This window comes from Streptomyces sp. NPDC055103, assembly GCF_053607625.1.
Genome location: NZ_JBSGTX010000015.1, coordinates 93,242 through 117,917 on the forward strand (window position 1 = coordinate 93,242; position 24,676 = coordinate 117,917).

At 71.8% G+C, this 24,676-nt stretch carries 30 protein-coding genes; 12 read left to right on the plus strand and 18 right to left on the minus strand.

Features of this window, described 5'->3' with window-relative positions; all coding sequences use genetic code 11:
- Nucleotides 1–72: 72 nt before the first annotated feature.
- Both ACWFR1_RS12805 and ACWFR1_RS12810 read right to left on the minus strand, forming a co-directional pair.
- The gene (locus tag ACWFR1_RS12805) at nt 73–546 is read right to left on the minus strand and encodes a hypothetical protein (RefSeq protein WP_453549805.1); all 474 of its coding nucleotides are present in this window, start codon (nt 544–546) and stop codon (nt 73–75) included.
- Nucleotides 543–1,139 carry a matrixin family metalloprotease gene (locus ACWFR1_RS12810; protein ID WP_453549807.1) on the minus strand — a complete coding sequence of 199 codons (597 nt, stop codon included), beginning with the start codon at nt 1,137–1,139 and terminating at the stop codon, nt 543–545. The genes ACWFR1_RS12805 and ACWFR1_RS12810 overlap by 4 nt, the downstream gene beginning before the upstream one ends.
- 145 nt (nt 1,140–1,284) lie before the next feature.
- Between ACWFR1_RS12810 and ACWFR1_RS12815 the strand changes: the two genes are divergently transcribed.
- Nucleotides 1,285–2,019: a translation initiation factor IF-2 gene (locus ACWFR1_RS12815; RefSeq protein ID WP_453549809.1), complete on the plus strand. Its 735-nt coding sequence runs from the start codon at nt 1,285–1,287 to the stop codon at nt 2,017–2,019.
- A gap of 79 nt (nt 2,020–2,098) precedes the next feature.
- Here the strand turns inward: ACWFR1_RS12815 and ACWFR1_RS12820 are convergent, their stop codons facing one another.
- Both ACWFR1_RS12820 and ACWFR1_RS12825 read right to left on the minus strand, forming a co-directional pair.
- Nucleotides 2,099–2,416 (minus strand): hypothetical protein, encoded by a 318-nt coding sequence (locus ACWFR1_RS12820; RefSeq protein ID WP_453549811.1) that lies wholly within the window; start codon nt 2,414–2,416, stop codon nt 2,099–2,101.
- A 23-nt stretch (nt 2,417–2,439) separates the two neighbouring features.
- A complete protein-coding gene (locus ACWFR1_RS12825) occupies nt 2,440–2,787 on the minus strand; it encodes a hypothetical protein (RefSeq protein ID WP_453549813.1) in 348 nt (115 codons plus the stop codon).
- A 166-nt stretch (nt 2,788–2,953) separates the two neighbouring features.
- Between ACWFR1_RS12825 and ACWFR1_RS12830 the strand changes: the two genes are divergently transcribed.
- Entirely contained in the window at nt 2,954–3,220 is a 267-nt protein-coding gene (locus ACWFR1_RS12830; protein WP_453549816.1) for a GntR family transcriptional regulator, read from the plus strand.
- Between the two features lie 11 nt (nt 3,221–3,231).
- Here the strand turns inward: ACWFR1_RS12830 and ACWFR1_RS12835 are convergent, their stop codons facing one another.
- On the minus strand, nt 3,232–3,483 hold the full coding sequence (locus ACWFR1_RS12835; protein ID WP_453549818.1) for a hypothetical protein: 252 nt from the start codon (nt 3,481–3,483) through the stop codon (nt 3,232–3,234).
- Nucleotides 3,480–3,833: a DUF6247 family protein gene (locus tag ACWFR1_RS12840; RefSeq protein WP_453549820.1), complete on the minus strand. Its 354-nt coding sequence runs from the start codon at nt 3,831–3,833 to the stop codon at nt 3,480–3,482. Before ACWFR1_RS12840 ends, ACWFR1_RS12835 begins: the two co-directional genes overlap by 4 nt.
- Before the next feature lie 124 nt (nt 3,834–3,957).
- On the opposite strand from ACWFR1_RS12840, the gene ACWFR1_RS12845 reads away from it, so the two are divergent.
- The 4 genes from ACWFR1_RS12845 to ACWFR1_RS12860 all read left to right on the plus strand — a co-directional run bounded on the left by ACWFR1_RS12845 (nt 3,958) and on the right by ACWFR1_RS12860 (nt 8,727).
- A complete protein-coding gene (locus ACWFR1_RS12845) occupies nt 3,958–4,413 on the plus strand; it encodes a nucleoside deaminase (RefSeq protein WP_453549822.1) in 456 nt (151 codons plus the stop codon).
- Nucleotides 4,414–4,511: 98 nt separating this feature from the next.
- Nucleotides 4,512–4,970, plus strand: a complete 459-nt coding sequence (locus ACWFR1_RS12850; protein WP_453549824.1) for a group II truncated hemoglobin — start codon at nt 4,512–4,514, stop codon at nt 4,968–4,970.
- A 132-nt stretch (nt 4,971–5,102) separates the two neighbouring features.
- Nucleotides 5,103–7,163, plus strand: coding sequence for a hypothetical protein (locus ACWFR1_RS12855; protein ID WP_453549826.1), 2,061 nt, complete (start codon nt 5,103–5,105; stop codon nt 7,161–7,163).
- Nucleotides 7,164–7,167: 4 nt separating this feature from the next.
- Nucleotides 7,168–8,727, plus strand: a complete 1,560-nt coding sequence (locus ACWFR1_RS12860) for a hypothetical protein (protein ID WP_453549829.1) — start codon at nt 7,168–7,170, stop codon at nt 8,725–8,727.
- A gap of 70 nt (nt 8,728–8,797) precedes the next feature.
- On the opposite strand, the gene ACWFR1_RS12865 is transcribed toward ACWFR1_RS12860, so the two are convergent.
- The 8 genes from ACWFR1_RS12865 to hemL form a co-directional block, all read right to left on the minus strand.
- Nucleotides 8,798–9,328, minus strand: coding sequence for an SRPBCC domain-containing protein (locus tag ACWFR1_RS12865; protein ID WP_453549831.1), 531 nt, complete (start codon nt 9,326–9,328; stop codon nt 8,798–8,800).
- 76 nt (nt 9,329–9,404) lie between these two features.
- Nucleotides 9,405–10,493 (minus strand): c-type cytochrome biogenesis protein CcsB, encoded by a 1,089-nt coding sequence (gene ccsB / locus ACWFR1_RS12870; protein ID WP_453549833.1) that lies wholly within the window; start codon nt 10,491–10,493, stop codon nt 9,405–9,407.
- Complete coding sequence (gene resB, locus ACWFR1_RS12875) at nt 10,490–12,394, minus strand: cytochrome c biogenesis protein ResB (RefSeq protein ID WP_453549834.1); 1,905 nt, start codon at nt 12,392–12,394, stop codon at nt 10,490–10,492. Before resB ends, ccsB begins: the two co-directional genes overlap by 4 nt.
- Before the next feature lie 5 nt (nt 12,395–12,399).
- Complete coding sequence (locus tag ACWFR1_RS12880) at nt 12,400–13,137, minus strand: cytochrome c biogenesis CcdA family protein (protein ID WP_453549837.1); 738 nt, start codon at nt 13,135–13,137, stop codon at nt 12,400–12,402.
- Between the two features lie 4 nt (nt 13,138–13,141).
- Nucleotides 13,142–13,777: a TlpA family protein disulfide reductase gene (locus ACWFR1_RS12885; RefSeq protein WP_453549840.1), complete on the minus strand. Its 636-nt coding sequence runs from the start codon at nt 13,775–13,777 to the stop codon at nt 13,142–13,144.
- A gap of 77 nt (nt 13,778–13,854) precedes the next feature.
- Entirely contained in the window at nt 13,855–15,123 is a 1,269-nt protein-coding gene (locus ACWFR1_RS12890) for a hypothetical protein (RefSeq protein WP_453549902.1), read from the minus strand.
- Nucleotides 15,124–15,375: 252 nt separating this feature from the next.
- Nucleotides 15,376–16,089 carry a histidine phosphatase family protein gene (locus ACWFR1_RS12895; RefSeq protein ID WP_453549842.1) on the minus strand — a complete coding sequence of 238 codons (714 nt, stop codon included), beginning with the start codon at nt 16,087–16,089 and terminating at the stop codon, nt 15,376–15,378.
- Nucleotides 16,086–17,393, minus strand: a complete 1,308-nt coding sequence (gene hemL / locus ACWFR1_RS12900; protein WP_453549845.1) for a glutamate-1-semialdehyde 2,1-aminomutase — start codon at nt 17,391–17,393, stop codon at nt 16,086–16,088. Before hemL ends, ACWFR1_RS12895 begins: the two co-directional genes overlap by 4 nt.
- A 244-nt stretch (nt 17,394–17,637) precedes the next feature.
- Here hemL and ACWFR1_RS12905 point away from each other — a divergent pair, with 244 nt between their 5' ends.
- Both ACWFR1_RS12905 and ACWFR1_RS12910 read left to right on the plus strand, forming a co-directional pair.
- The gene (locus ACWFR1_RS12905; protein ID WP_453549848.1) at nt 17,638–18,258 is read left to right on the plus strand and encodes a hypothetical protein; all 621 of its coding nucleotides are present in this window, start codon (nt 17,638–17,640) and stop codon (nt 18,256–18,258) included.
- 181 nt (nt 18,259–18,439) lie between these two features.
- The gene (locus ACWFR1_RS12910; protein WP_453549850.1) at nt 18,440–18,856 is read left to right on the plus strand and encodes a MerR family transcriptional regulator; all 417 of its coding nucleotides are present in this window, start codon (nt 18,440–18,442) and stop codon (nt 18,854–18,856) included.
- Between the two features lie 289 nt (nt 18,857–19,145).
- Here ACWFR1_RS12910 and ACWFR1_RS12915 read toward each other — a convergent pair whose 3' ends face one another.
- Nucleotides 19,146–20,081 carry an ABC transporter substrate-binding protein gene (locus ACWFR1_RS12915; protein ID WP_453549852.1) on the minus strand — a complete coding sequence of 312 codons (936 nt, stop codon included), beginning with the start codon at nt 20,079–20,081 and terminating at the stop codon, nt 19,146–19,148.
- A 263-nt stretch (nt 20,082–20,344) separates the two neighbouring features.
- Between ACWFR1_RS12915 and ACWFR1_RS12920 the strand changes: the two genes are divergently transcribed.
- Entirely contained in the window at nt 20,345–20,596 is a 252-nt protein-coding gene (locus ACWFR1_RS12920) for a hypothetical protein (RefSeq protein ID WP_453549855.1), read from the plus strand.
- A gap of 36 nt (nt 20,597–20,632) precedes the next feature.
- Nucleotides 20,633–21,184, plus strand: coding sequence for a GNAT family N-acetyltransferase (locus ACWFR1_RS12925; RefSeq protein ID WP_453549858.1), 552 nt, complete (start codon nt 20,633–20,635; stop codon nt 21,182–21,184).
- Here ACWFR1_RS12925 and ACWFR1_RS12930 read toward each other — a convergent pair.
- A complete protein-coding gene (locus ACWFR1_RS12930) occupies nt 21,181–21,630 on the minus strand; it encodes a GNAT family N-acetyltransferase (RefSeq protein ID WP_453549861.1) in 450 nt (149 codons plus the stop codon). The genes ACWFR1_RS12925 and ACWFR1_RS12930 overlap by 4 nt on opposite strands.
- A gap of 132 nt (nt 21,631–21,762) precedes the next feature.
- On the opposite strand from ACWFR1_RS12930, the gene ACWFR1_RS12935 reads away from it, so the two are divergent.
- Both ACWFR1_RS12935 and ACWFR1_RS12940 read left to right on the plus strand, forming a co-directional pair.
- Complete coding sequence (locus ACWFR1_RS12935) at nt 21,763–22,614, plus strand: NAD(P)H-binding protein (protein WP_453549863.1); 852 nt, start codon at nt 21,763–21,765, stop codon at nt 22,612–22,614.
- 142 nt (nt 22,615–22,756) lie between these two features.
- Nucleotides 22,757–23,494, plus strand: coding sequence for a Mut7-C RNAse domain-containing protein (locus ACWFR1_RS12940; RefSeq protein ID WP_453549866.1), 738 nt, complete (start codon nt 22,757–22,759; stop codon nt 23,492–23,494).
- 24 nt (nt 23,495–23,518) lie between these two features.
- Here ACWFR1_RS12940 and ACWFR1_RS12945 read toward each other — a convergent pair whose 3' ends face one another.
- Both ACWFR1_RS12945 and ACWFR1_RS12950 read right to left on the minus strand, forming a co-directional pair.
- A complete protein-coding gene (locus tag ACWFR1_RS12945; protein WP_453549869.1) occupies nt 23,519–24,004 on the minus strand; it encodes a MarR family winged helix-turn-helix transcriptional regulator in 486 nt (161 codons plus the stop codon).
- Nucleotides 24,005–24,054: 50 nt separating this feature from the next.
- Entirely contained in the window at nt 24,055–24,624 is a 570-nt protein-coding gene (locus tag ACWFR1_RS12950) for a TetR/AcrR family transcriptional regulator (RefSeq protein ID WP_453549871.1), read from the minus strand.
- Nucleotides 24,625–24,676 lie beyond the last annotated feature (52 nt).

A 24,676-nucleotide genomic window follows, 5' to 3' on the forward strand; every position in this document is an offset into this window, starting at 1 on the left:
CACCCGGCGGCACCCCGCAACCGACCACAGCCCGCACCCGGCGGCAAACCCCGCCCCCCACCCGGCACCCGGCTACTGCGGCGCCATCGGCAGCGCCGCCGCCTTCTTCCACACGGCCAATTGCCCGTCGTCCACGGGCTTCATCTCGCCCTGGTACATCAGCCAGTACCCGTCGGCGTCCTTCGCCTGGGTCGCGAACACGTACGTCTCGCCGTCCACCAGCCGCTGACCGGGCTCCTCGTCCGAGGCGAACGGGACGAGCACCGTGCCCCGCACGTTCCCGCGCAGCACCGAGACCACGTCGACCCGGTAGATGTCCGTCGTCCAGTACTCGATCTCCCGCTGCTCCTCGAACGCCACCACCCGCCCGGTGAACACGTTCTCGGAGTGCGGCGCCGTGCCCACCGGGGTGTAGGCGTCGTACCCCCGCAGGACCTCGCCCGCCCCGGCCTGCTCCTCCAGGTGCTGGTAGCCGAACCAGCCGCCCAGCGCCAGCGCTCCGGCGGCCACCGCGCCCACGGCGAGGGCCGTCGCCTTCTTGTTCATGGTCGTCCCCACAGTGCGTGATAGGCCTTGACGTCGTTCGAGGTCGGGCCGTTGATGCGCTTGCCCTCGATGAGGCCGTAGTCCGCCCACATCACCGAGGGGTACTGCCCGTAGCCGTACTCCTTGTGGCAGAAGCCGAGTGCGTGCCCCAACTCGTGGGCGGCGACCCGTCTGCGGTGCTCGTTCGTCCCGTACTTCTTCCCGTCGTCCAGGTAGGCCCTGTTGAACCACAGATGGTCCGTGCCGGTGTTCGGGTCCCACTTGCCGTAGACGGACTTCCAGCCCTTCCCGGTCTGGCTGGTGTCCCGCCATTCCAGATCGGCGTAGGTCGTCGCACCGTCCGGCCTGACCTTCACCCGCGTGAGGGTGCCCGCCGTCCAGACCTTGACCGCGTGCTCGCGCGCGTCGTCGAACTTCGACTCGTCGTCCCACGCGATCTCGCCGCCGTCCACCGACGAGCGGCCACGCGAATCGGACTGACCCGTCTCGCACTTGTGCGGGGCGGCGACCGAAGCCGCGCGGACGGGCGCCGGCACCGCCAGCAGGACGACAGCCGCCGAAGCGGCCGCCAGAGCCACATCGTCGATCCTCATAGTCACCGAACGATAGCGTTGAGTGAGGCCCTCGCGCGGCCCTCGGCCGGCGACGAACGCTCCGCACCCGCCGAGTACGATCACCTACCCCGACCTGAGTACGTGAGCGCTTGCCCGCCGTGCGCGGCGCCTGAAGGGTGGCCACATGCGCCGACTGCTGCCGCTCGCCCCGCTGTTGCTGCTCATAGCCGGCTGCGGGGTGGTCGAGAACTCCGAGGACGAGGCGACGGACGTCGCGCGGGACGCGGCCAGGAGGGTGGGCGAGCGCCTCTACAGCCAGCGCCCGCGCACGGCCGAGGAGGTCGGACGCTCGGCCTCCCTCCTCGACGGGGTCGACGTCATGCGGGTGACGGGGACCGCGACGCACGACGGGGACGGCGTCGAGATCGTCGTCCGCACGTCCGGCTCGGCGTACAACAGCTGGTTCGACGTCGAAGAGATCGTCGTGCACCCCTGTTTCGCGGTACGGGTGTCCCCGAGGACGGAGTGGCGCGAGGACCCCAGCGACGTGGACTGCCCCGCCGGCCCGCCCCTGCACTTCTCCCCGCCCCCCGAACCGCCCCGGCTGCCGTACGAGGAACTCCGCGCGAAACTCCCCCGGGTGCCGAAGGGCGGCCGGGTGGACGAGGCCGAGATACGCCGCACGCTCGCCGCCCTGGACCTGGACCCGGCGATCCGCACCGAGGTGCGGGCGGACGGCGGCCGGGTCGGCGTCCACCTGTCGCTCAAGGGCAACGGCTTCGACGCGCAGGACTGCCTCCTCGCCCGCGTGTCCCCCGGCGCCACCGAGGTGTGGACACCGTCCCGTATCCAGCGCATGCCCGGCGAGGGCGGCTGCAGCGTGGGCAACGCCCTGAACCCGGCACCGCCGCCGCACTGACAGGCCGCCGGCCGTTCGAGGTACTCCTGCTCCGGGGCGCGGTCGTGCGTAGGGCGACCTGTCGGCTCCACAAGCAGGGTCAGGGCAGGCTAGGAGGCGCCGGATGGCACAGGCACCCGCACACGAGGTAGCGGACCCCCGGTACGCCACTGTCGCGACGGACCCCGTCCCGGCAGCGGTCGTGGCGGCCGACGACGCAGCGCGGCGAGCGGAACTCCGGCTCCGGCGCGGAAGCCAGGGTGCGGGTCAGCAGGGACACGGTCACCGCGTCGGCGATCTCCGGTGTCACCCACCAGCCGTCGCCCGCGCGGTCGCGGTGCGGACCGTCGTGCCCCACGGCGAGCACGCAGACCGAGCCGCCCCACACGGGCCGCACCACCTCAGCGACGTCGATCACGGACCGCCGCGCTCCACAGCGGCTCATCGGGTGCTCCCGGCGTGGATGTTCCGGTGGTCGACGTCCACCCCGACGGTCGCCAGCCACAGCGCCCGCCGGCGCCGCCGCTGCACGGTCCGCGCCGAGTCCGCCGCCAGGTAGGGGCGCTCCAGGGGCGATCGGGCGCCGTCGAGGAGCGCGGTCTGCTCGACGGCGTAGGGCGACCGCCGAGAGGGCGCACGGTGTCGGGGCGCGGGGGACGGCGCAGCAGGGCGGGGATGGGCCACCCGGCGAGGCCGGTGCCTGCCGGTGGCCGGCAGGGTCAGCATCAGCAGTCCGAGCAGTACGGGGATCAGCGCCCTGCCCAGTACGCGCGCGATAGGGTTCCGCACGTCATCAACTCCGTTGCTAGTTGGCGGCCATGCCCCGGGACCGGTACCAGCGGTCGCCGGGGTCTTCGCTTGCCCGAGGAACCTAGCGCTTCCCCATAGCCCTCTATAGACAAGTGCAGAGAGATCCACCCAATCGTGTAGATGCCTATCGCACTACGTTGGACACATGAGCGATAACCCCACGCCGCCCGGCCCCCTGGACCCGCAGAGTGCCACCCCGCTCTACATCCAGCTGACCGAGATCATCGCCAAGCAGATCGCCTCGGGCGCTCTCGCCCCAGACCGCCCCATCCCCTCCGAGAACCGCCTGGCCGAGGAGTACGGCGTAGCCCGGCTCACCGCCCGGCGGGCCACCCAGGAACTCCGGGATCGCGGGCTCGTGATCACCGTGCGCGGCAAGGGCTCCTACGTCACCCCGACCGCCGGCGGGTAAGGGACCGGCCCTCAGAGGTAGGTCACCTGGAGGACGTATCCGCGTTCGTATCGCGGGACGAGGAGGAAGACGAACATCCCGCCGGGAACCCGCACGTGTTCACTCCTGGGGTTCTCCCCCTGGAACAGGGTGCCGTCGAGGTGGAGGGCTTCCGCGGCTCTGATCAGCTCGTCCGCCCTCTTCTCCACTTCGGCGACGAAGGACGGCGGCGCGCCCCCGATGACGTACTCCTCGCCGGGGTCGTACTCCCAGCCCCAGCTCACCCGCCCACCGCCTTGTGCGCGGCACGGATGATGTCCCCGGCCGTTCGCACGTACCGGCGGCTCTCCTCCGGGTCCTCGGAGATCTGGGCCAGATACTCGGCGCGGCGCAGTTCGCGGGCGGTGTCGGGGAATCGCTCGATCTCGATGACGGCTGCCCACTGGCTCAGGAACATGCGCAGAGGCGTGATGTCGCTCTGTTCGATGGCCTCCGTCACGGCCTCACGCTGGCTGGCGTCCATCTCGGGCAGCCGCCCGGGAGCGACGACCGCGAGGGCTGCCCGCAGAGCGGTGGGAGTCCGCTCGGGGCGCGGGATGAGTCCTCCGGCGCGGTCAGGCTGTGTCGTCACCATGTCCTCCAAGGGGTGCCCCGGCCAGCGTATCCAGCCGGAGCGACGCCCGCGCGGGCCCCGAAGCCTCCCGCGTGGAGTCGAGCGGTACGTGATGCCGGCGCCCCGCCGGGGAAGAGTCACGTCCATGGACAAGCAACAGGCACAGCGCTGGCTCCGCACCGCCCTCGACGAAGCTCGCGCCGGGCTCGCGGAAGGTGGGATTCCGATCGGGGCCGCGCTCTACGGGGCCGACGGCGTGCTTCTCGGGCGCGGGCGTAATCGGCGCGTGCAGGACGGGGACCCGTCGACGCATGCCGAGACCGCCGCCTTCCGGGACGCCGGGCGGCAGCGCTCGTACCGGGGGACGACCATGGTCACCACCCTGTCGCCGTGCTGGTACTGCTCCGGCCTCGTCCGGCAGTTCGGGATCTCGCGGGTCGTCGTCGGCGAGGCGGAGACCTTCCACGGCGGCCACGACTGGCTCGCCCGGCACGGCGTCGAGGTGCTCGTCCTCGACGATCCCGCGTGCGCCACGCTCCTGCGGGAGTTCGTCGCCGCGCACCCCGCGCTCTGGCACGAGGACATCGGGGAAGAGGTGTAGACGCCACTGCCCCGCCGAGAGTGAACATCCTTGGATCCCGGCCGCGTTGGGTGAAAGCTGGGGCGACACGTACCGGACCACCACCCCCCGGAGGCCCCATGAGCGCCGAGCACACGAACACCCTGTACGAGGCCGTGGGTGGCGCCGACGCGCTGCGCCGGCTCTCCGCGACGTTCTACGAGGGGGTCCTGGCCGATCCCCTCCTCGCGCCCGTCTTCGTCGACTTCACCCCCACCCACGTGGAGCACGTGGCCGTGTGGCTGGCGGAGGTCTTCTCGGGGCCCGCCGGGTTCACGGCCGGGCACGGCGGGCACCAGGCCCTGCTCCGGGCACATCTCGGGCTCGGCATCACCGAGGAACAGCGGCTGCGTTGGATGGAGTTGATGACGGCGGCCGTGGAGAAGGAGCTGCCGGACGACGCCCTGCTGCGCCGCCGGGTGATGGAGTACTTCGACTGGGGCACCCGGATCGCCAAGGACGTCTCCGCCTCGGCCCCGGGGACCGACCTCGGCGACCCCGGCCCCACCCCGCGCTGGGGCTGGGACGGTCTCGTCTGAGGCGCTCGCCCCGGCGAACCTCGCAAAGGCTGGCGTGATCCCAACACGCTGTCGATATCCTGCACTTGATGATGTGACGGGGCACATCTCGTGGGGTACCAGGGGGAAGCAGGGAAAGCAGGGGGATGTCGGGTGGACAGGGAGCTCTACGGCCGCGAGGCGGTCCTGCACGACGGCGGTCTGGTCGCACGGCTCAGCGGACTCACCCGGCACGGCGCCGCACGGGTCGCGTACGAGCACGGCGACGATCCGCCGGTCACGGTGTTCACGGGCGGACGCGGCATGGGGAAGACCGCCCTGCTCAAGGAGGTCCGCAACCGCTACAAGGGCTACACGCCCTTGGCGCTGCTCGACTGCGCGCGCGTCGAGCCGCCCGCCGACCACGGCCCCGGCTGGAGCCAGGTCACCGGGGCGCTCACCGAGCTCGCCGTCCAGCTGTCGCCGAAGGTGCTCGCCGCGAAGCCGGTGCAGTTCCCGAGGCTGTCGCTCGGACTCGTGGCCGTCGCCTCGCTGGGCTGGTCCCAGGAGGACGACGAGCGGGCCAGGACCGACCTGTTCCGGCTCGGGCCGCTGCTCGCGACCGTCGACGCGACAAAGGGCGCCGCCGGGAACTGGGTCTCCAAGGTGCTCGCCAAGCTGGCCGCCACCTTCGCCGAGGCCACCGTCCCGATGGCCGGGCTCCTCGCCGAGGCGACCGTGGAGACCGTGCTCGAAGAGGTCTTCGGCCGGTTCCAGCGCGCCTCCGAGAACTGGTACGGCACCTACCGCAACGCCGGCGGCCGGGGCAAGGCCGGCCTCCGGCAGCTCGCGATCGACTTCGAGCAGGGCGGCCGGCGCCGCCGCGAGGCCGAGGACTTCCTCGTCGGCGCCCTCACCGAGGACCTGCTCCACGCCTATACGGGCCTCCGGCGCGGCACCCGGATCGGCAGGCCGGTCCTCCTCCTCGACAACGCCCACGAGGACCTCGGCCGGCAGCTCGTCGAACCGATCCTGCGCGCCCGCGCCGGCGGCCGCCGCGACCGGGTCGTCGTCCTCGCCGCCTCCCGGGTCCGCGAGCACGAGGGGCTGCGGCACGCCACCCGGACCCGGCTGCCGGAGACCGCGCACCGCGCGCCCTGCCCGCGCGGGACGAGCGTCGGCTCCGGCATCCTCGCCGTCGAGCTCACCCCGCTCTCCCCCGCCCAGACCCGCACCGCCTTCGACCACCACGACCCGGCCGGCCGCACCCCCGCCGAACTCGCCCGCGCCGTCCACCGGCTGACCGGCGGCCGGCCGCTCGGCGTGGCCCTCCTCGGCCGGGCCGCAGGCGAGGCCCCGGCGGAGCTCCGGGCCGGCCTCACCCCCGGCGGGCTCCTCGACCTGACGGTCGAGCTGCGCGAGGACGCCCCGCCGGTACCCGTCGCCCCCACCCTCCTCGCCGAGCTGCTCCCCGTCCGGCGGCCGGGACCTTACGCCGTGCTCGCCGCCACCCACGACGAGGAGTCCGCGCGGCTCCTCGCCCACGCCCGGCTCCAGGCCGAGTCCCTGGACGGGGACGTGGCGCTGCGCGTCCGCGACCAGCTCCGCTCCGAGGACTGGGCCGAGGGGCCCCGGCACTTCGTCGCCGACCCGCTCCTGCGCGCCCTGCTCCTGCACCGGCTCCGCTTCGAGGACGACGACCATCCGCGCTACGCCGCCTGGCACGCGGTCCACGAGACCCTGCACCGGCACTACGGGCCCGACCCCGGCCCGTACCGGCTCCATCACGACCTCGCGCTCGGCCGCACCGAGGAGGCCGTCACCCACCTGCGGGTCACCTTCCCCGAGCAGGACGTCCTCGGCTGGCTCGGGCGGCTGCGGTTCGTCGCCGCCGCCCCGTACCCCCGCGAGCGGAACCGGCCCGGGCCCGACCCGCGCCGGGCGATCGCCCTCGGCCAGTCCCCGACGGGCGAACTCCCGGCCGGACTCGACGCCGACAGCACCGAACTGCACCTTTCCGTACGGCGGTTGCTGCACGCCGTATGGCTGCTCACCGATCCGCTCGCACTGCCCGACGACGACGTCGCCGACCGGCTCGCGCACGAGCTGCGCCGGCTGTCCGGCCGCCATCTGACGGGCAGCGGTTCGCTCTGGGACGCGGCCACCCACTGGCCGCGCGACATCCGCGCCTGGCGGGAGCTCTCGCTGCCGCCGGGCCGCGAGGACGGAGTCTGACGCCATGCCCGACCGTCTGACCGACCGGCTCCCCGAAGGGCTGCGCCGCCGCGTCCGTACACCCCGCCAGAAGCTCGTCGCCTCACTCGTCACCGCCGCCGTCGTCATCGGTCTCGGCGGATACGGGATCACCCGGCTCACCACTCCGGAGGACCGTTCCTGCGCGACGGGCGTCGAACGCCCCGAGGGCAGCTCCGAGTGCGTCGGCGTCAACGGCGACGGCCACGACTTCGGCATACCCGAACTCACCGAGGTCGCCGGGGCCATCGGCCGCGAGAACGCGACCCTGAAGCCCGGCGAGTACGCGACCGTCGCCGTGCTCCTGCCCCTGACCTCCCCCGACGGAGGCATGCGGACCAAGGTGCTCCACGAGGTCCAGGGCGCCTACGCCTACCAGTACCGCGCCAACCACGAGTCGAACAGCCAGACCCCGAAGATCCGGCTCGTCCTCGCCAACACCGGCCGGGGCAACGCCCACTGGCAGGCCATCACCGCCCGCCTCACGTCCATGACCGGCGCCCCGGACCAACTGCGGGTCGTCTCCGGCGTCGCCACCTCCTCGACCGAGATGCGGGAGGCGGTGACCGCCCTCACCCAGGGCGGGATCGCCGTCGTCGGCACCACCATCACCGCCGACGACATCGCCAACGGCCCCGGCGCCGGCAACAACCGCTACCCCGGCCTCGCCCGCGTCTCCCCCACCAACACCGACGAGGCCAAGGCCCTCGCCCACTTCGGCCGCGTCGACGCCGCCAAGGCGCTCCTCGTCCAGGACACCCGCAGCGGCGACCACTACACCGACACCCTCAAGTCCGCCTTCGCCGCCTCCCTCAAGGGCGCGCCCCACGAGCCGCAGCTCTTCACCTCGCCCCCCGACCCGACCGACGAGGGCACCACCGCCAACACCTTCCGCCAGATCACCCATCTGATCTGCGACACCCGCGCCGAGACGGTCTTCTTCGCGGGCCGCCACACCCAGCTCCGCCAGTTCATCAACGCGCTCGGATCGCGCGGCTGCACCGACCGCGCCTTCACCGTCCTGACCGGCGACGAGGGCTCGTACCTCGGCGCGGACGAGAAGCTCGACCGGAACGCGCTCAAGGCGAAGCTGACCGTCCGCTACGCCGCGCTCGCCCACCCCGACGCCTGGAAGCCGGCGCCCGGGCGGCCGGTCCCGGCGACGGGCGGTTCGGCGGTGGCGTACACGACCTTCGAGACGGACATCGCCCGCGCCTCGAAGAAGCCGGTGGCGCTCGCGGACGGGCAGGCGATCGTCGCGTACGACGCGATGGCGACGGCGGTCCACGCGATCCGCCAGGCGACACCACGGGAAGCGCAGTACCCGGAGCTCTCGGACGTGGTCACGCAGTGGCCGCAGGTGAAGGGCTCGCTGCGGGTGCAGGGCGCGAGCGGCTGGATCTGCCTCGACAACTACGGCAACCCCTACAACAAGGCGGTCCCCATAGTGGAACTGGCCCTGGACGGCACCCAGCGCTTCGTCCAGATCGCCTGGCCGGAGAAGAACCCCCCGAGCACGTCCTGCCTGCCGCCGAAGCGGGGCTAGGCCGTGTTTCGAAAGTAGCGTCGTCTGCCCGAAGGGCAGGAGCGGGACTTTCCGGACACGGCCCAGCGGATCACGGCACCCACTTCGGCCAAGGCGCCTCGTCGCGCTCGTACTGCGCCCGCAGCTCGCCCCAGCGCTCGGGCGTCCACGCGGCCCAGTCCGTACGGTGACCGTCCAGCGCGGCGGAGAGCCACTCGAAGTGGTCGTGCCAGCCCGCCAGGCAGTCCAGCCGGTACTCCCGCGTCCCCCGGAACTCGGTGGAGAAACGCAGCACGGTCGACCCGCCGCTCCCGGACCCCGGCTCCAGATGGAACCGGATCCGGCCGTGCGGCGGATCGACCGTGTACTCGGCGACGTACTCGGGGTCCCAGGCGGTCACCCGCCCCGAGGCCACCGTCTCGCTGTTCAGTGAGCGGAGGGTGACCCGGCCGCCGAGCCGGGGCTCCAGCGGATCCGCCGCGCACAGCCAGCCCGACAGCCCCTGGGCGGTGGCGACGGCCTCCCAGACCTCCGCCGGCGGATGCGGGAGCTCCATGACGTACCGCAGCAGATGCGTGTCGCCGTCGTGGGTCTCGCACCTGCCCCGGGGTATCTCGCTCATACCTCCAGCGTGGCCCCGGGGTCCTTCACCCGCTACTCCGCGCCCGGCCGCCGCCCGGCCCTGAGGACCGACCGCCCTACTCCACGCCCGCGTAGGAGTGCTTGCTGGTCACGAAGATGTTGACGCCGTAGTAGTTGAAGAGGAAGCAGCCGAAGGCGATGAGCGCGATGTACGCGGCCTTCCGCCCCTTCCAGCCGGCCGTCGCGCGCGCGTGCAGGTACGCCGCGTAGCCGACCCACGTGATGAAGGACCAGACCTCCTTGGCGTCCCAGCCCCAGTAGCGGCCCCACGCGTCGCCGGCCCAGATCGCGCCCGCGATGATCGTGAAGGTCCACAGCGGGAAGACGGCCGCGTTGACCCGGTACGAGAACTTGTCGAGCGAGGCCGCCGAGGGCAGCCGCTCCAGGACGGAGCGGGCGAAGGCGCTCGGCGTGCCGCCGCTCGCGAGCTTGCTCTCGTACGAGTCGCGGAAGAGGTACAGGACGGTGGCGACGGCCGCGAGGTAGAAGACCGCGCCGCAGAAGATCGCGGTGGAGACGTGGATCCACAGCCAGTACGAGTCGAGCGCCGGTACGAGCTGGTCGCTGGGGGTCTTCAGCCAGGTGGTGGCGAGGCCCAGGTCGAGCAGGACGGTCGTGACCAGCGGCAGGCCGATCCAGCGCACGTTCTTCTTGGCGAGGAGGAAGCCGAGGTACGAGCCGACCGCCACGGTCGAGAAGGTGGTGGAGAACTCGTACATGTTGCCCCAGGGGGCGCGCTGCACGGCGAGGGCCCGGCTGACCACGCCCGCCGCCTCGACCGCGAAGGCGAGGACGGTGAGGGAGACGGCGATCCGGCCGTAGAGGTCGCCCTTGACCGTGCCACCGGAGGCGCCGGGGCCGTCCGGGACGTCCCGGGTGCCGGCCGCGGAGCGCGTGACGACCTTCGGCTTGTCGAGGACCGCGGTGGCCCCGGCCGCCTGCTTGACCTGCACGGTCACGGCGGCGGCCGCGCCCGCCGCCTGCTGCGTGAGGGCGGCGGCGGTCCGGCCGACCTTGCTGCGGCTGCCCAGGACCCACTCGGCGATGTGTGCGAAGAAGGCCAGGGTGTAGACGGCCATGGAGGAGTAGATGAGCAGGTCGCTCATCTTCGCCAGGCTCTCGTTGGTGGTGGCGGCGAGGATCACTTGTCGGCCTCTCCAGAAGGGGCAGGGTCTTCTGCGGGATCTTCCGCGGGGTCTGGCGCGGGGGCTTCCACGGGGGCTTTCGCGGGTTCTGGCGCGGGGGCTTCCGCGGGTTCTGGCGATGTGGGCGGCGCGTCGGGGGCCGGGGGCGCCTTCTCCGTGAGCGAGACCGCGAGGTCGCCCAGCTCCTCCGGGAGCCTGGCGGACTCGCTCCGGCCGAGGCCGGCCATCTCGACGGTGGTCACGCCGTCCTCACCCCGTACGGCCCGGACCCAGACCCGGCGCCGCTGGATGAAGAGCGAACCGGTCAGACCGGCGATCGCGGCGATCGCGCCCGCGAGGGCGAGGCCGTTGCCCGGCTGCTGCGAGATCTGGAAGCTGGCCCACTCCTTGACGTCCTTCTCGAAGGTGATCGAGCCGGCCCCGTCGGGGAGCGTCATCGTCTCGCCGGGCAGCATGCGCTGGGCGAGCTTGTTGCCGGACGTGTCCGTGAACTGGGTCATCTTGGACTTGTCGAGCTGGTACACGTTCTGCGGCAGACCGGAGTTCACGCGCAGGTCGCCGTGGTAGCCGGTGAGCGCCATGACGGGGAAGTCGAGCGCCGGGAACTGCGAGAACATCGTGCCCTGGCCGGCGCCCGCGAAGGTCGGCACGAAGAAGGCCTGGAAGCCCAGCTGCTCCTTCTTGCCGTTCTTGTCGCGGTAGCCGTCCATCACCTTGATCGCGCCGGTCGAGGTGATGTTGTTGTCGATCGGCAGGAGCGGCACGGCGCCGTGGAAGACGGTCTTGCCGCGGCCGTCCTTGACGGTGACCACGGGCGCGTAGCCGTGGGCGATCAGATAGACCTTGGACTCACCGACCTTGAGCGGCTGGTTGACCCTGATGACCGCCTTCTTCTCCGCGCCGCCGGCCTCGGAGTACCGGACGGCCGCCTCGAAGGTGCGGGGGGTGCCGCGCTGCGGGCCGTTCTTCTCGTACGTGCCGTCGAAGGAGTCGAGCGTGAAGGTGAACGGCTCCAGCTCGTCCGTACCGAACTGCGAGCCGGACTTGAAGTCGTCGTACTGCGTGAGCGTGTTGGAGAAGCCGTCGCCCTCGACGATCAGCTTGCCGCCCTCGGACTTGAAGAGCTGGCCCCAGGCGAAGGCGACGAGGATCACGATCAGGGCGATGTGGAAGAGGAGGTTGCCCGCCTCGCGCAGATAGCCCTTCTCGGCGGCGATCGCGTCGCCGGCGGTGTGGGCGCGGAAGCGGCGGCCCTTGAGGACGGTGAGCGCGGCCTCGCGGACCTGCTCGGGCTCGGCCTCGGTGCGCCAGGTGGTGTACGCGGGGAGCCGGTTCAGGCGCCGGGGGGCGCCCGGCGGACGGCTGCGGAGCTGGCCGACGAACTGCCAGGTGCGCGGCACGATGCAGCCGATGAGGGAGACGAACAGCAGGAGGTAGATCGCGGAGAACCATGCCGAGCTGTAGACGTCGAAGAGCTGGAGCTTCTCGTAGATCGGTGTGAGGGTCTCGTGGGCGTCCTTGAAGGCCTGCACCTTCAGCTCGTCCGCGCTGGTCTGCGGGATGAGGGAGCCGGGGACGGCGCCGAGGGAGAGCAGGAAGAGCAGGATCAGCGCGACCCGCATGGAGGTCAGCTGCCGCCAGAACCAGCGGATCCAGCCGACGACCCCGAGGGCGGGTCCGCCGAGGGGGGCCTCGCCGCGGTCCTCGGTGGGGGCGGTGGAGAGCTGGGCGCCGGCCGCCGCGTCAGTCGCATCCGCCGTATCGGTCGCGTCAGTCGCGTCCGTCGTGTCGGTCGCGTCAGTCGCGTTCGTCGTGTCGGTAGCGTCAGTCGCGTCCGTCGTGTCGGTAGCGCCGGTCGCGTCCGTCGTGTCAGGCGTACCGGATGTATCGGTCGTGCTCATGGAACTCAGATCCCCACCGTGAAACCGCTGGACCAGCCCTGCATCGTGGCGACCATGCTGTCCCACGCGCCCGTGAGGAGCAGCACGCCGGTGACGATCATCATGCCGCCGCCGATCCTCATGACCCACACGTAGTGCTTCTTGACCCATCCGAACGCGCCGAGCGCCTTACGGAAGGCGATGGCGGCGAGCACGAACGGTACGCCGAGGCCGAGGCAGTACGCGAAGGCGAGTATCGCGCCGCGCCCGGCGCTGGCCTGCTCCAGGGCGAGGGCGTTGACCGAGGCGAGCGTCGGGCCGATGCACGGGGTCCAGCCGATGCCGAAGAGCGCGCCGAGCAGCGGGGCGCCGACCAGTCCGGCGACGGGCTTCCGGTGGAAGCGGAACTCGCGCTGTGTGAACCAGGGCATGAGGCCGACGAAGAAGACGCCCATGAGGATCATGATCACGCCGAGGACCGTGGTGAGCGTCTCCCGGTACTCCTGGAGGGTCGACCCGAAGTAGCCGAAGAGGGCGCCGCCGGAGACGAACACGGCGGTGAAGCCGAGGACGAAGAGGACGGCGCCGGCGGTCATCCGGCCGCGCCGGCTCTCCGCGAGGTCGGTGCCGGTGACCCCGGTGACGTACGAGAGGTAGCCGGGGACGAGCGGGAGCACGCACGGCGAGAAGAAGGAGACCAGACCGCCGAGGACCGCGATGGGCAGGGCGAGCAGCAGGGCTCCGCTGGTGACCGTCTCGTTCACGGGCTCACTTCTCCTTGAGGAGAGGCTCGATCATCGACCGGAGCTTCTCCTCGTCGAGCGCCATGAGGGCACGGGCGGCGATCTTTCCCTCCTTGTCGAGGACGACGGTGGAGGGGATGCCCTGGAGGCTGAGGGTGCCCTTGGGGAAGCCGAAGAGGATCAGCTTGCCGTCCCGGTCGTAGATGCTCGGGTAGGGCACCCCGTAGTCCTCTTCGAAGGCGATCGCCTGCTGCTTGTTGCCGTCGCGGGTGTTGAGGCCGACGAACTCGACGCCCTCGTCCTTCATGTCCTTGGCGACCTTCACGAAGTGGGGGGCCTCGGCGCGGCAGGGGGAGCACCAGGAGCCCCAGACGTTGAGGACGACGACCTTGCCCTTGAGGTCGGCGACGTCGAACTGCTTGCCGTCGAGGGTCTCGCCGACGAGCTTCCCGGGGGCCGCCCGCTCGCCCTTGGCGGCCGTGGAGATACCGCCCCCGCTGGTCACGAAGTTGGTGTTGCCACCGCCGCCGGACGTGCCGTTGCTGCCGCCGCTGCACGCTGAGAGCGTGAGGGCGACGGACAGCACTCCGACGGCGAGCAGGGTGCGTCGAGGGGCGCGACTGGTGCGAACGGCACGACCGGCACGGCTGCTAAGGCTCATGTGAAAAGTTTCGCATGGGCGTTTGGGGGATCTTGGGCACCCCCCTACGTGCCCGTAAAGCCCCTTGTCAAGATCGCCTAAGCGGTCGGAGCGGAGTTGACGCTCTGGAGGAAGGTGCTCCAGCCGCCAGCGGGCTTCTGGCCCACCTCCAGGGTACGCAGCTGTCCGAGGATCTTCGGGTCCTGGACGTCGAGCCAGTCCACGAACTGCCGGAAGGAGACGAGCCGGACATCCTTCTTCCCGGCCATGCCCTTGAGCGCGTCCTCGACGGCGTCCATGTAGATGCCGCCGTTCCACTGCTCGAAGTGGTTGCCGATGAAGAAGGGCGCGCGATTCGACTCGTACGCGCGCGTGAAGCCGCCGAGGAGGGCGTCGGTGGCCTGCTTGCGCCAGCCCGCGTAGCGCGAGGGCATCCCCTTCGTCGTGTTCTTCGACTGGTTGGCGAGCATGTTGTAGTCCATGGACAGGACCTCGAAGGAGTGCCCGGGGAAGGGCACGGCCTGCAGCGGCAGGTCCCAGATGCCCTGGCGCTTGTCGGGCCAGATCTGGCGGCCGCCTGGCGAGCTGGCGTCGTAGCGCCAGTTGAGCCGCTTGGCGGTGGGGAGCAGGTTGTCCTGGCCGAGGAGGCAGGGGGTACGGCCGCCGACGAGCTCCTTCGAGTAGTCGAAGGGCAGCGGGTCGAGGTCGGTCCAGCCGCTGTTGGTCTTCCACTCGGTGACGAACTTCATCGCCTGGTCGATCTCGCTCTGCCACTGGGCCGGGGTCCAGTTGCCGACGGAGCCGGAGCCGCCGCAGAAGTGGCCGTTGAAGTGGGTGCCGATCTCGTGGCCCTCGAGCCAGGCCTGTCGGACGTACTTCAGCGTGTCCTTGATGTGGTCGTCGGTGAGGTAGCCGATGTCGGAGGCGCCGACGCGGTTGTTCGGCGGGCGGTAGAGGTTCTTCTTCGACTCGGGGAGGACGTAGATCCCGGAGAGGAAGAAGGTCATCGCCGCGTCGTGGTTCTTGGCGAGTTCGAGGAAGCGGGGGAAGAGGCCGTTGCCGACCTCGCCGGCGCCGTCCCAGGAGAAGATCACGAACTGCGGCGGGGTCTGGCCGGGTTCGAGGGGCACGGGGGTGTCGGGCTGATGCGGCTGCTTGCCGGTGTCGGCGGTGGAACCGTCGCCGATGAGCTTGGCGTCGTCCTTGGTCGGAGCGGGTGTGGTCGGCCGCGTCGACGCGTCACCGCCCTTGCCGGGTCCGGAACGTCCCGGCTTGTCCTCGTTGTTGCCACCACAGCCGGCGATCCCCATGGCCGCGGCGGCACCAACGCCCGCTCCGAGGAGCCCCCTTCGACTGATTCCGCTGATCCCGCGCATGACATCCCCATTCGCGCTGACGTATGACCTCAACGTCATCCAAACCGACAATGAGTGAGATGCAGGGCGGAACACGGAGGTTCCGGAAATTCGCACATAAATTTCAGGGCGGCCGGATGGCATGTACACCACCTGACCGCCCTGACGATGGACCTCTTCGGGCCCACTGTCCAGTGGGACCGCGCATCAGCGCCCGAAGAAACCGTTCCTCACTCTCGGAGCTACGCCCCGAACCCCGGAGAGCTACGCCCCGAAGGCCTTCGACTTCCCCTTCACCGGCTTCGCCCCGGCGAGCAGGTGCGCCGGGACCAGGTCCCGGGCCGGCTCGCTGTACCCGACCGAGACGATCTTGTCGCCCCGGTACGTGAACGAGGTCAGCGAGGCCAGCGTGCACTGCCGCCGCCGCGGGTCGTGCCACAGCCGCCGCTTCTCCACGAAGCTCCGCACGATCCAGATCGGCAGCTGGTGGCTGACGCAGACCGCCTCGTGCCCGCGCGCCGCGTCCTTCGCCGCGTCCAGCGCGCCCATCATCCGGACGACCTGCTCGACGTACGGCTCGCCCCACGACGGCTGGAACGGGTTGGTGAGGTGCTTCCAGTTCCCCGGCTTGCGCAGGGCCCCGTCACCGACACCGAAGGTCTTGCCCTCGAAGACGTTCGCCGCCTCGATCAGGCGGGGGTCGCTCGCCACGTCCAGACCGTGCGACTTGGCGACCGGCTCCGCCGTCTCCTGCGCCCGCTCCAGCGGGGAGGCCACGACGTACGTGACGTCCCGGCCGGCCAGGTGCTCGGCGACCCGGTCCGCCATCTGACGGCCCAGCTCGGAGAGGTGGTAGCCGGCGCGACGGCCGTAGAGGACCCCGTCCGGGTTGTGGACCTCGCCGTGCCGCATCAGGTGGACGACGGTGATGTCGTCCTCGGCGCGGTCGCCCTCGCCGCGGTTCGTCGTGTCGCTCATGCCGTGGCCTCCGCGGCGGCGCGGGCGGCGGCCGGCAGCGCGGCGGCGATCCGCTCGATCGCCCGCTCGTCATGGGCGGCCGACACGAACCAGGACTCGAAGGCGGACGGCGGCAGGTAGACGCCGTCGGCCAGCATCGAGTGGAAGAAGGCGTTGAAGCGGAAGGCCTCCTGCTTCTTCGCCTCGTCGTAGTTGCGCACCTCGTCGGCCGTGAAGAAGACCGAGAACATGTTGGAGGCGGTCTGCAGGCGGTGCGCGACACCCTCCTTGGCGAGGGCGCCGGTGACCAGCCCCTGGATCTCCTTCGACACCGCGTCGACCTTCTCGTACGCCGCCGCGTCGAGCAGCCGCAGCTGCGCGAGCCCGGCGGCGGTAGCGATCGGGTTACCGGAGAGCGTGCCCGCCTGGTAGACCGGCCCGGCCGGAGCCAGGTGCCCCATGACGTCGGCGCGGCCACCGAACGCCGCGGCCGGGAAGCCGCCGCCCATGACCTTGCCGAAGGTCAGCAGGTCGGCCTTGACGCCGTCGACGCCGTACCAGCCGGCCCGCGAGGTACGGAAACCGGTCATCACCTCGTCGGAGATGTACAGCGCGCCGTTCTCCCGGCACAGGTCCGCCAGGCCCTGGTTGAAGCCCTCCGCCGGCGGCACGACGCCCATGTTGCCGGGCGAGGCCTCGGTGATCACACAGGCGATCTCGCCCGGGTGCGCCGCGAAGGCCGCACGGACCGCTTCCAGGTCGTTGTACGGCAGGACGACGGTGTCCCCGGCCTGCGCGCCGGTCACACCGGGCGTGTCCGGGAGACCGAGGGTGGCGACACCGGAACCGGCCGCGGCGAGCAGCGCGTCCACGTGACCGTGGTAGCAGCCCGCGAACTTGACGACCTTGGCGCGCCCGGTGAAGCCGCGGGCGAGCCGGATCGCGGACATCGTGGCCTCCGTACCGGAGGAGACGAGACGGACCTGCTCGACCGGCTCGACGCGCGCGACGATCTCCTCGGCGAGCGCGACCTCGCCCTCGCCGGGCGTACCGAAGGAGGTGCCGCGGGCGACGGCGGACTGCACCGCGGCGGTGACCTCGGGGTGCGCGTGGCCGAGAATCATCGGCCCCCACGAGCAGACCAGGTCGACGTACTCACGACCGTCGGCGTCGGTGAGGTACGGACCGGTACCGGAGACCATGAACCGGGGCGTACCGCCCACGGCTCGGAAGGCACGCACCGGTGAGTTCACGCCGCCGGGCGTCACGAGGGACGCGCGGTCGAAAAGCGTCTGTGAGACTGGGGCTTCGTATGAATACGGCACTGTGATCCTGACCTGCGAGTGGGGAGGAACGACGTGAGCACCCCGGGCTGACGCCGGGGCGGCCGTCGGCCGCGTCTGCGAAACTGGGTCGTCATAGGGATGGCTCACGGAATCCATGGTGTCAGAGGCCACGGCGTTCTTGCGGACAGGTGTTTCACCGCACGAACGCGGGGGAGGTCACTGAGACGATGATCGGGTTGCGCGGCGGGGTCGTGTTGCCGAGAAAAAGCAGTCGGGTGGAGATATGCATCGCGGTGGCGGACCGGGCGAGGGGACGGACGACCTGGGTCCGGAGTCTGCCCGGCGGGGCAGGCACCGGCGCCGGCGGGCGGACGGGGCGGCTCCGGGCGCGCCCGGCACTCCGGCGGGCACCGGCGGACAGGGCCCCGGGGCGGACCCCGGACCGGGAAGCGGAAGCAGCCGATCCTTGGGAGTGACGTACAAGTACTTCGGCGCGCCCGACGGCGCCACGGCGGCCCGCGTCCCGATCTCGATGCGCCCGGAGGAGCTCGGTGGCGACGAGCTCGGCATGGGCGGCATGTTCACCAAGATCAAGCCTGAGACCATAGCGGCGATGGTCCTGACGGGCATCCAGGGCATGCCCCTGCACAAGGTGCCCCCGCTGGAACTGGTCGTCCTCCACCCGGACTACGCGGTCGTGAAGCTCCCGATGACCGTGGTCGACCCGCTGCGCGGGATCGGCGAGGAGTCGGTCGGCGCCGCCGCCTTCATCTGGTCCACGGTCCCCGACCGCGGCGGCCCGCGCGACGCGTTCGACGTCTACCAGCTCCTCCACGAGTGGCAGGACTTCTCGGTCCGGCTCCACGAGGCGGGCCACCAGCCGTACTGCCTGGTCTGGCCGTAGGGACCGGCGAACGTCCTACGAACCTCCTGCGAACGCCCAACGAACGTCCCACGAGCAGGCGTTTCGCCACACCTCCAGCCCTCATAAGTGCTGAAATTAGGACGAATAGGATGTGCGACCACGAGGTGTAGCGGTACGAGGAAGGACGTCACGCGTGAGCGGAGTACGAAGCGGAACACGGATGACCGGCGGACCCATGCAGATCGGCGAGGTCGCGGCACGGACGGAACTGTCCCTGCGCACCATCCGCCAGTACGAGGACAACGGCCTGGTGGTGCCGTCCGCCGCCTCGCCCGGCGGATTCCCCCTCTACACGGACGCGGACGTCTCCCGGCTGATGGTGATCCGCCGGATGAAGCCGCTCGGCTTCACCCTCGACGAGACCCGCGAACTGCTCACGGCCGTGGACCTGCTCACCGCCGACCGCCCGGGCACGGACACCGAGCTCTCCCCGGAGGACCGCTCCGCACTCGTGACCCGCGTCCGCCGCTACGAGCAGGCGGCCGCGGAGCGGGTCACCGAACTGCGGACCCAGCTGGCCCGCGCGGAGGAATTCGCCACGTCCCTCCGCTCCCGCCTGACGTCCACTCCTGCCTGATCGGGGCTGGATCCGGGCCGACCGGAGCTGAATCCGAGCTGACCGGGGCTGAATCCGGGCCGACCGGAGCTGAATCCGAGCTGACCGGGGCTGAATCCGGGCCGACCGGAGCTGAATCCGGGCCGACCGGAGCTGAATCCGGGCTGAATCCGGGCTGACCCGGGCTGACCCGGGCTGACCCGGGCTGACCCGGGCTGACCCGGGCTGACCCGGGCTGACCCGGGCTGACCCGGGCTGACCCGAGCTGACCCGAGCTGACCCGGGCTGACCCGGGCGGCCGCCTCCGCGGCTACGCCGCCAGCGCCTCCGCGAGATCGCGGAAGAAGCGGGCGTACGCGGCCGGGCTCGGCGGGGTCTCCGGGTTCCACGCGGCGAGGCGGGTACCGGCCGGGGTCTCGTACGGAGGGGCCGCGTGGGACCGGTTGTCGAAGAGGATCAGACCGGGGCGCAGCTCGGCGGCGCGGCCCCAGTCGGCGGTGAGCCAGTTGGCGCCGGGCCCGGGACCAGGGTCGACCAGCCGGACACCGAGCGCCGCGAGCCGCGCCAGCTCGGGCCAGGCCTGCGGGCGGGCCAGATGGACCTGGTCGGGGCCGGCCCCGGAGAGCGCGAGCACGGCGAGTCCGGTCCGCCCGGCGACCCGCCGGAGGACGGCCTCGGCCTCCACGAGCTCCGCCCGCCCAGCCGGAACCGCCAGGCCCGCCGGAACCGCCCGCCCAGCCGGATCCGCCAGGTCCGCCAGGTCCCGCTGCCCCGCCGAATCCGCCAGGTCCGCCGGATCCGCCGACACCGCCGCCCCGGCCCGGAGCGAGGAGCTCAGCTCCCCGAAGCGGTCGAGGATCTCCGGAAGGCTCAGCTCGTTGCCGACGGAGAGCGCGGCGAGCGGCACCCCGAGCCGGTCGGCGACCGCCTCGTCCAGCGCGTACGCGCTCTTCCCGTCGTACGTGACGTCGACGATCACGTCCGGCCGCAGCTCGCGAAGGCGCTCCTCGTCCAGGGCCCGGCCGGAGCCGAGGTACGGGACCCCGGCCGCGTCGAGACCGCCCGCCTTGGCCGGGTCGTACACCGGGCCGTCGTGCCCGGAGCCGTAGACGGCGACCGGCGTCACCCCCAGGTCGAGCAGCGCCGCTCCGGCCCGCACGTACGCGACGACGCGCTCCGGCACACGGGCCGCCCCCAGCTCCGTACCCCTGTCGTCCGTGAATCCCCATGGCTGCGTTCCGGACATACGGCTGCTCCCTCCCCGGCCGAGACTGCCTCCTCCGCCACCATGGAACGCTTCCCCGGCCCGCACAAGAGGGCCTCCGGCCGCCTGTGGACAACCCACGGCCCGCCGGGCCTTTGGCCCCGACCCCCTGCCGAAAGCCCCCCAGCGTGGTGTTGACTGAACAGGTCGGGAGGAAGCAGTCGGAATCGCCAACGCCTTCGTGCACGCGCGCCACCTGCCGGGGCGCAGCACGTACGGACCGCCCTCACGTCCTGGAGTGAGCCATGTCCTTGCCCGGCCAGTTCTCCGACCCCCGTGTGATCACGCTCTTCGGCCTGCTCGCCGCCTCGACAGCGGCGTGGCTGACGCTGAACCTGCGCGCCCGCGCCCGGGCCCGCCGTGACCGGGCGGCGGCCGGCCCGCTGGAGCGCGTCTGGCACCCGCAGGAGTCGGTGCAGCTGACTCCCGCGGAGGAGCAGGCCTTCGGCCAGGCCGCCTCCCGCCTCTCCCTGGGCTCCCCGGGCCGCCTGCGCTGAGGCCTGCTGTCAGACCGCTGCCCTACGGTACGGATCATGGACACCGCCTCCCCCTTCCCCTCTCCCTCCCCCTCCCCCGTACGGCTCGAACCCTGGTCCGAGGAGGACGCGGAGCTGCTGCGCGCGCTGAACACGCCGGAGCTGATGGGGCACCTCGGCGGCCCGGAGACGGAGGAGCAGCTCGTCGGCCGCCACCGGCGGTACGTGGCGCTGAGCGCCGCCGAAGCGGGCGCGGGGCGGATGTTCCGTATCCGGCTGCTGCCGGAGGACGTGGTCGTGGGCAGCATCGGCTTCTGGGCGCAGACCTGGGACGGCGAGCCGGTGTACGAGGCGGGGTGGACCGTGCTGCCGGGCTTCCAGGGCCGTGGCGTCGCGACGGCCGCCACACGCGCGGTGGCGGCGGAGGCCCGGGCCGCTGGCCTCCGGCGTCATCTGCACGCGTTCCCCTCGGCGGACAACACCGCGTCGAACGCGGTGTGCCGCAAGGCCGGTTTCGAGCTGCTCGGGGAGCGCGGTTTCGAGTACCCACCGGGCCGCCCGATGCGCTGCAACGACTGGCGGCTCGACCTGGGGCCCGTTCTCGGTTAGGAGGCGTCTTCCTGCCCGGTGAGCGGCCGGGTGAAGTGGAAGGCGACGATGTCGAAGCGCTCACGCAGATAGAAGCGGTGGGCTCCGGTGCGGTGGGTGCCGGAGTCCAGGTTGAGCTCGTGGCAGCCGGCCGCGCGGGCGTGGGCGTCCAGGTGGGCGATGAGCTCGTGCCCGACGCCGGTGGAGCGGTCGGCGGCGGCGGTCACCAGGTCGTCGACGTAGAGCTTGCGCAGGGAGCTGGTGTTGTCGATGATCCGCCAGCCGGCCGCGCCGACGCAGTGCCCGGCGTCGGTGTAGGCGGCGCTGAACCGCAGCCCCTGGGGGTGCCCGGCCTCGTAGACCTCGCGGAAGAGCTGCGGGGTGAGGTGGGGGCGGAGTTCGGAGAGGACCGGCAGGAGGTCGCTCTCCAGCCGGGGATCGCCCGGATCGAGGTCGATGATCTTCATGCCGGGACGGTACCCCAGGATTTTTCAGGGTTGACGGATGAGGCACCCCCACGGATATTCATCTGCGTGACGCAGATTCTTCTGCGCACAGTGAATCCTGTGACCGCCCCTCCCCCTCGGAAGGACACCCTCATGACCGTTCTCGTCACCGGCAGCCGCGGCCGCGTCGCCTCCGCCCTGATCGACCTCCTCGACGCCGCCGGCGTCAAGGTCACCGCCGCCTCCAAGAACCCCACCGACCTCTCCCCACCCCCCGGCGTCGACACCGTGCGCTGCGACCTCACCGACCCGACCACCTTCGACACCGCCCTGACCGGCGTCGACGCCGTCTTCCTCTACGCCGAGGCCGCACACGCCGGCACGTTCGCCGACCGGGCCAGGGGCGCCGGCGTCGAGCACGTCGTGCTCCTCTCCTCCAGCTCCGTCCTCGACCCGGGCGCCACAGAGAACGCGATCGCGGCCTCCCACCTCGCCGCCGAGCGCGCCCTGTCCGCCGCCGCGGACAGCGGGGCCTTCGAGGCCACGCACCTCCAGCCCGGCGCCTTCGCGTCGAACGCCCTGCAGTGGTCGTGGGCGCTGCGGAAGGGACACGCACCGGCCCTCCCGTATCCGCACGCGTACGGGGATCCGATCCACGAGCGCGACATCGCTGAGGCCGCCCTCGCCGTGCTCACGCAACCGCGGCTGCGCGGCTCCTCCTATCTGCTGACGGGCCCCGAGACGCTGGACTTCACCGAGCAGCTCGCGATCCTGGCCGAGGTGACGGGCCGGCCCGCGCCCCACACCGTGCCCACCCCGAAGGAATGGAAGGAGTCGGTCGCCGACTTCCTGCCGGAGGCCTTCGCGGACGCCCTCCTCTCCTACTGGGCCGCGCACGACGGCCGGCCGACGCCGCTGACCCGCACCGTCGAGGAGCTGACGGGCCACCCCGCCCGCACCTTCGCCACCTGGGCCACCGACCACGCCGCCGCCTTCCGCCCCTGACCGGCCCCCTCCCGAAACTGCCCAGCCCCGACCCCCACCCAGACCCACCCCGCCCCACTTCCCCCACCACGAACCTCCCACCTCCCACCTCCCAGAGCGAATCCCCTGGCCCCCGCCCGGCCCCCGATGCGATCCTGTCCCCGTGAACGGACCGGAGATCCACATCAGATTCGCCCCCGGCCTGCGGGTCTTCGTCTCGGCGGAGCGACGCTCGGGGCACACCCCCGTGACCACCGACGGCGCCTCCTCACTCGGGCACGTGGTGGAGTCGCTCGGCGTGCCGCTCACCGAAGCGGGACGGCTCCTCGTCGACGGCCGGCCCGTACCCCTCTCGCACATCCCGGCCGCGGGCGAGACGGTCGAGGTGGAGGACGTCGCCCGCCCCCAGCCTGTGCCGGGCGCGCCGCTCCGGTTCCTCCTCGACGTGCACCTCGGCACGCTGGCCCGCCGACTGCGCCTGCTCGGCGTGGACGCGGCGTACGAGACCGAGGACATCGGCGACCCCGCACTGGCCGCGCTCTCCGCGCGGGAGCGGCGGGTCATGCTCTCGCGCGACCGCGGCCTGCTGCGCCGCCGGGAGCTGTGGGCGGGCGCCTATGTGTACAGCGACCGGCCGGAGGAGCAGCTCCGCGACGTGCTGGAGCGGTTCGCGCCGCCGCTGGCGCCCTGGACCCGCTGCACGGCGTGCAACGGCCGGCTGAACGACACCGACAAGGACGCGGTCCGCGAGCGGCTGGAGCAGGGCACGGAGAAGACCTACGACGTCTTCGCGGAGTGCGTGGAGTGCGGCCGGGTCTACTGGCGCGGCGCCCACCACGCCCGCCTGGAGGCGATCGTCTCGGAAGCGGTCCGCGAGTTCGGCGGAGCGGCGGCCCACTAGGGCGTCAACCCCCGCCCGGCCCCGTCAGCCGAGTTCGCCGCCGCGCAGTCGCTCGACCTGTGCGGCGCTGACCTCGACGGTGCGCCGCATATGGGCGATGAGCAGGGCGACCTCGGCGTCGCTGTAGACGTCGAACATCGTGCCCCAGGTGCCGTTGAGCTTGCGCCACAGAGCGGCGAGCTCGGCCATCCGCCCGGGCACGAGCGCCACCAGGACCCGGCGCCGGTCCTCGGTGTCCCGCTCCCGTGTCACGTACCCCGCCCGCTCCAGCCGGTCCACGAGCCTGGTCGCGGAGCCCGTGGTGAGCCCGGTCAGCTCGGCCACCCGCCCGGTGGTCACCGGGCGCTCCTCCAGGCTGAGCAGGTTCAGGCACTGCACGTCGGTCGGGTGGAGCCGCAGGTGGTCGGCGACGGCCTGGTTGAACAGGGCGTAGGAGGCCATGTAGCGGCGGGCCTCGCCGTGCAGCTCGGTCATCAGCGCCTCGCGCCGGGCGGAACTCTTCTGCGGCATGCAGAAATTGTACGGACCAGGCACCGGCTCCGGGGAGCCGGCTCGGCGCCTCAGGGCGCCTCGGGACCCTCGGCGGTCAGGTACCGCTGCACGGTCGGCCCCAGCCAGGCCACGACGTCCTCGCGGGACATCTCGACGGCCGGCGGCAGGCGCAGCACGTAGCGGGCGAGCGCCATCCCGAGAATCTGGGAGGCGGCGAGCGCGGCCCGGCGGGGAGCGTCCGCCGGGTCGGGGCAGACGCCGCGGGCGACGGGACCGAGCTGCTCGGCGAAGATCGCCTGCATGCGCTCGGCCCCGGCGGCGTTGGTGACCCCCACCCTCAGCAGCCCGGTCAGGACGTCGTCCCGCTCCCAGCGGTCGAGGAAGTGCGTGACCAGCACGGCGCCGATGTGCCGCGCCGGGAGGGCGCCGAGCGCGGGCAGCCCCAACTCGATCTCCGATGCGGCGGCGAACAGGCCTTCCTTGTTGCCGTAGTAGCGCATGACCATCGATGGGTCGATCCCGGCGTCGCGGGCGATGGCCCGGATGGTGGCGCGCTCGTATCCGTCGGAGGCGAACCGCTCGCGGGCGGCCTCCAGGATTGCGGCCCGAGTGGCGTCGGAACGGCGGACGGAAGTCATACCAACAACTGTAGGCCAACGGGCGTTGACACGCCATTCCGACCGGCCTACA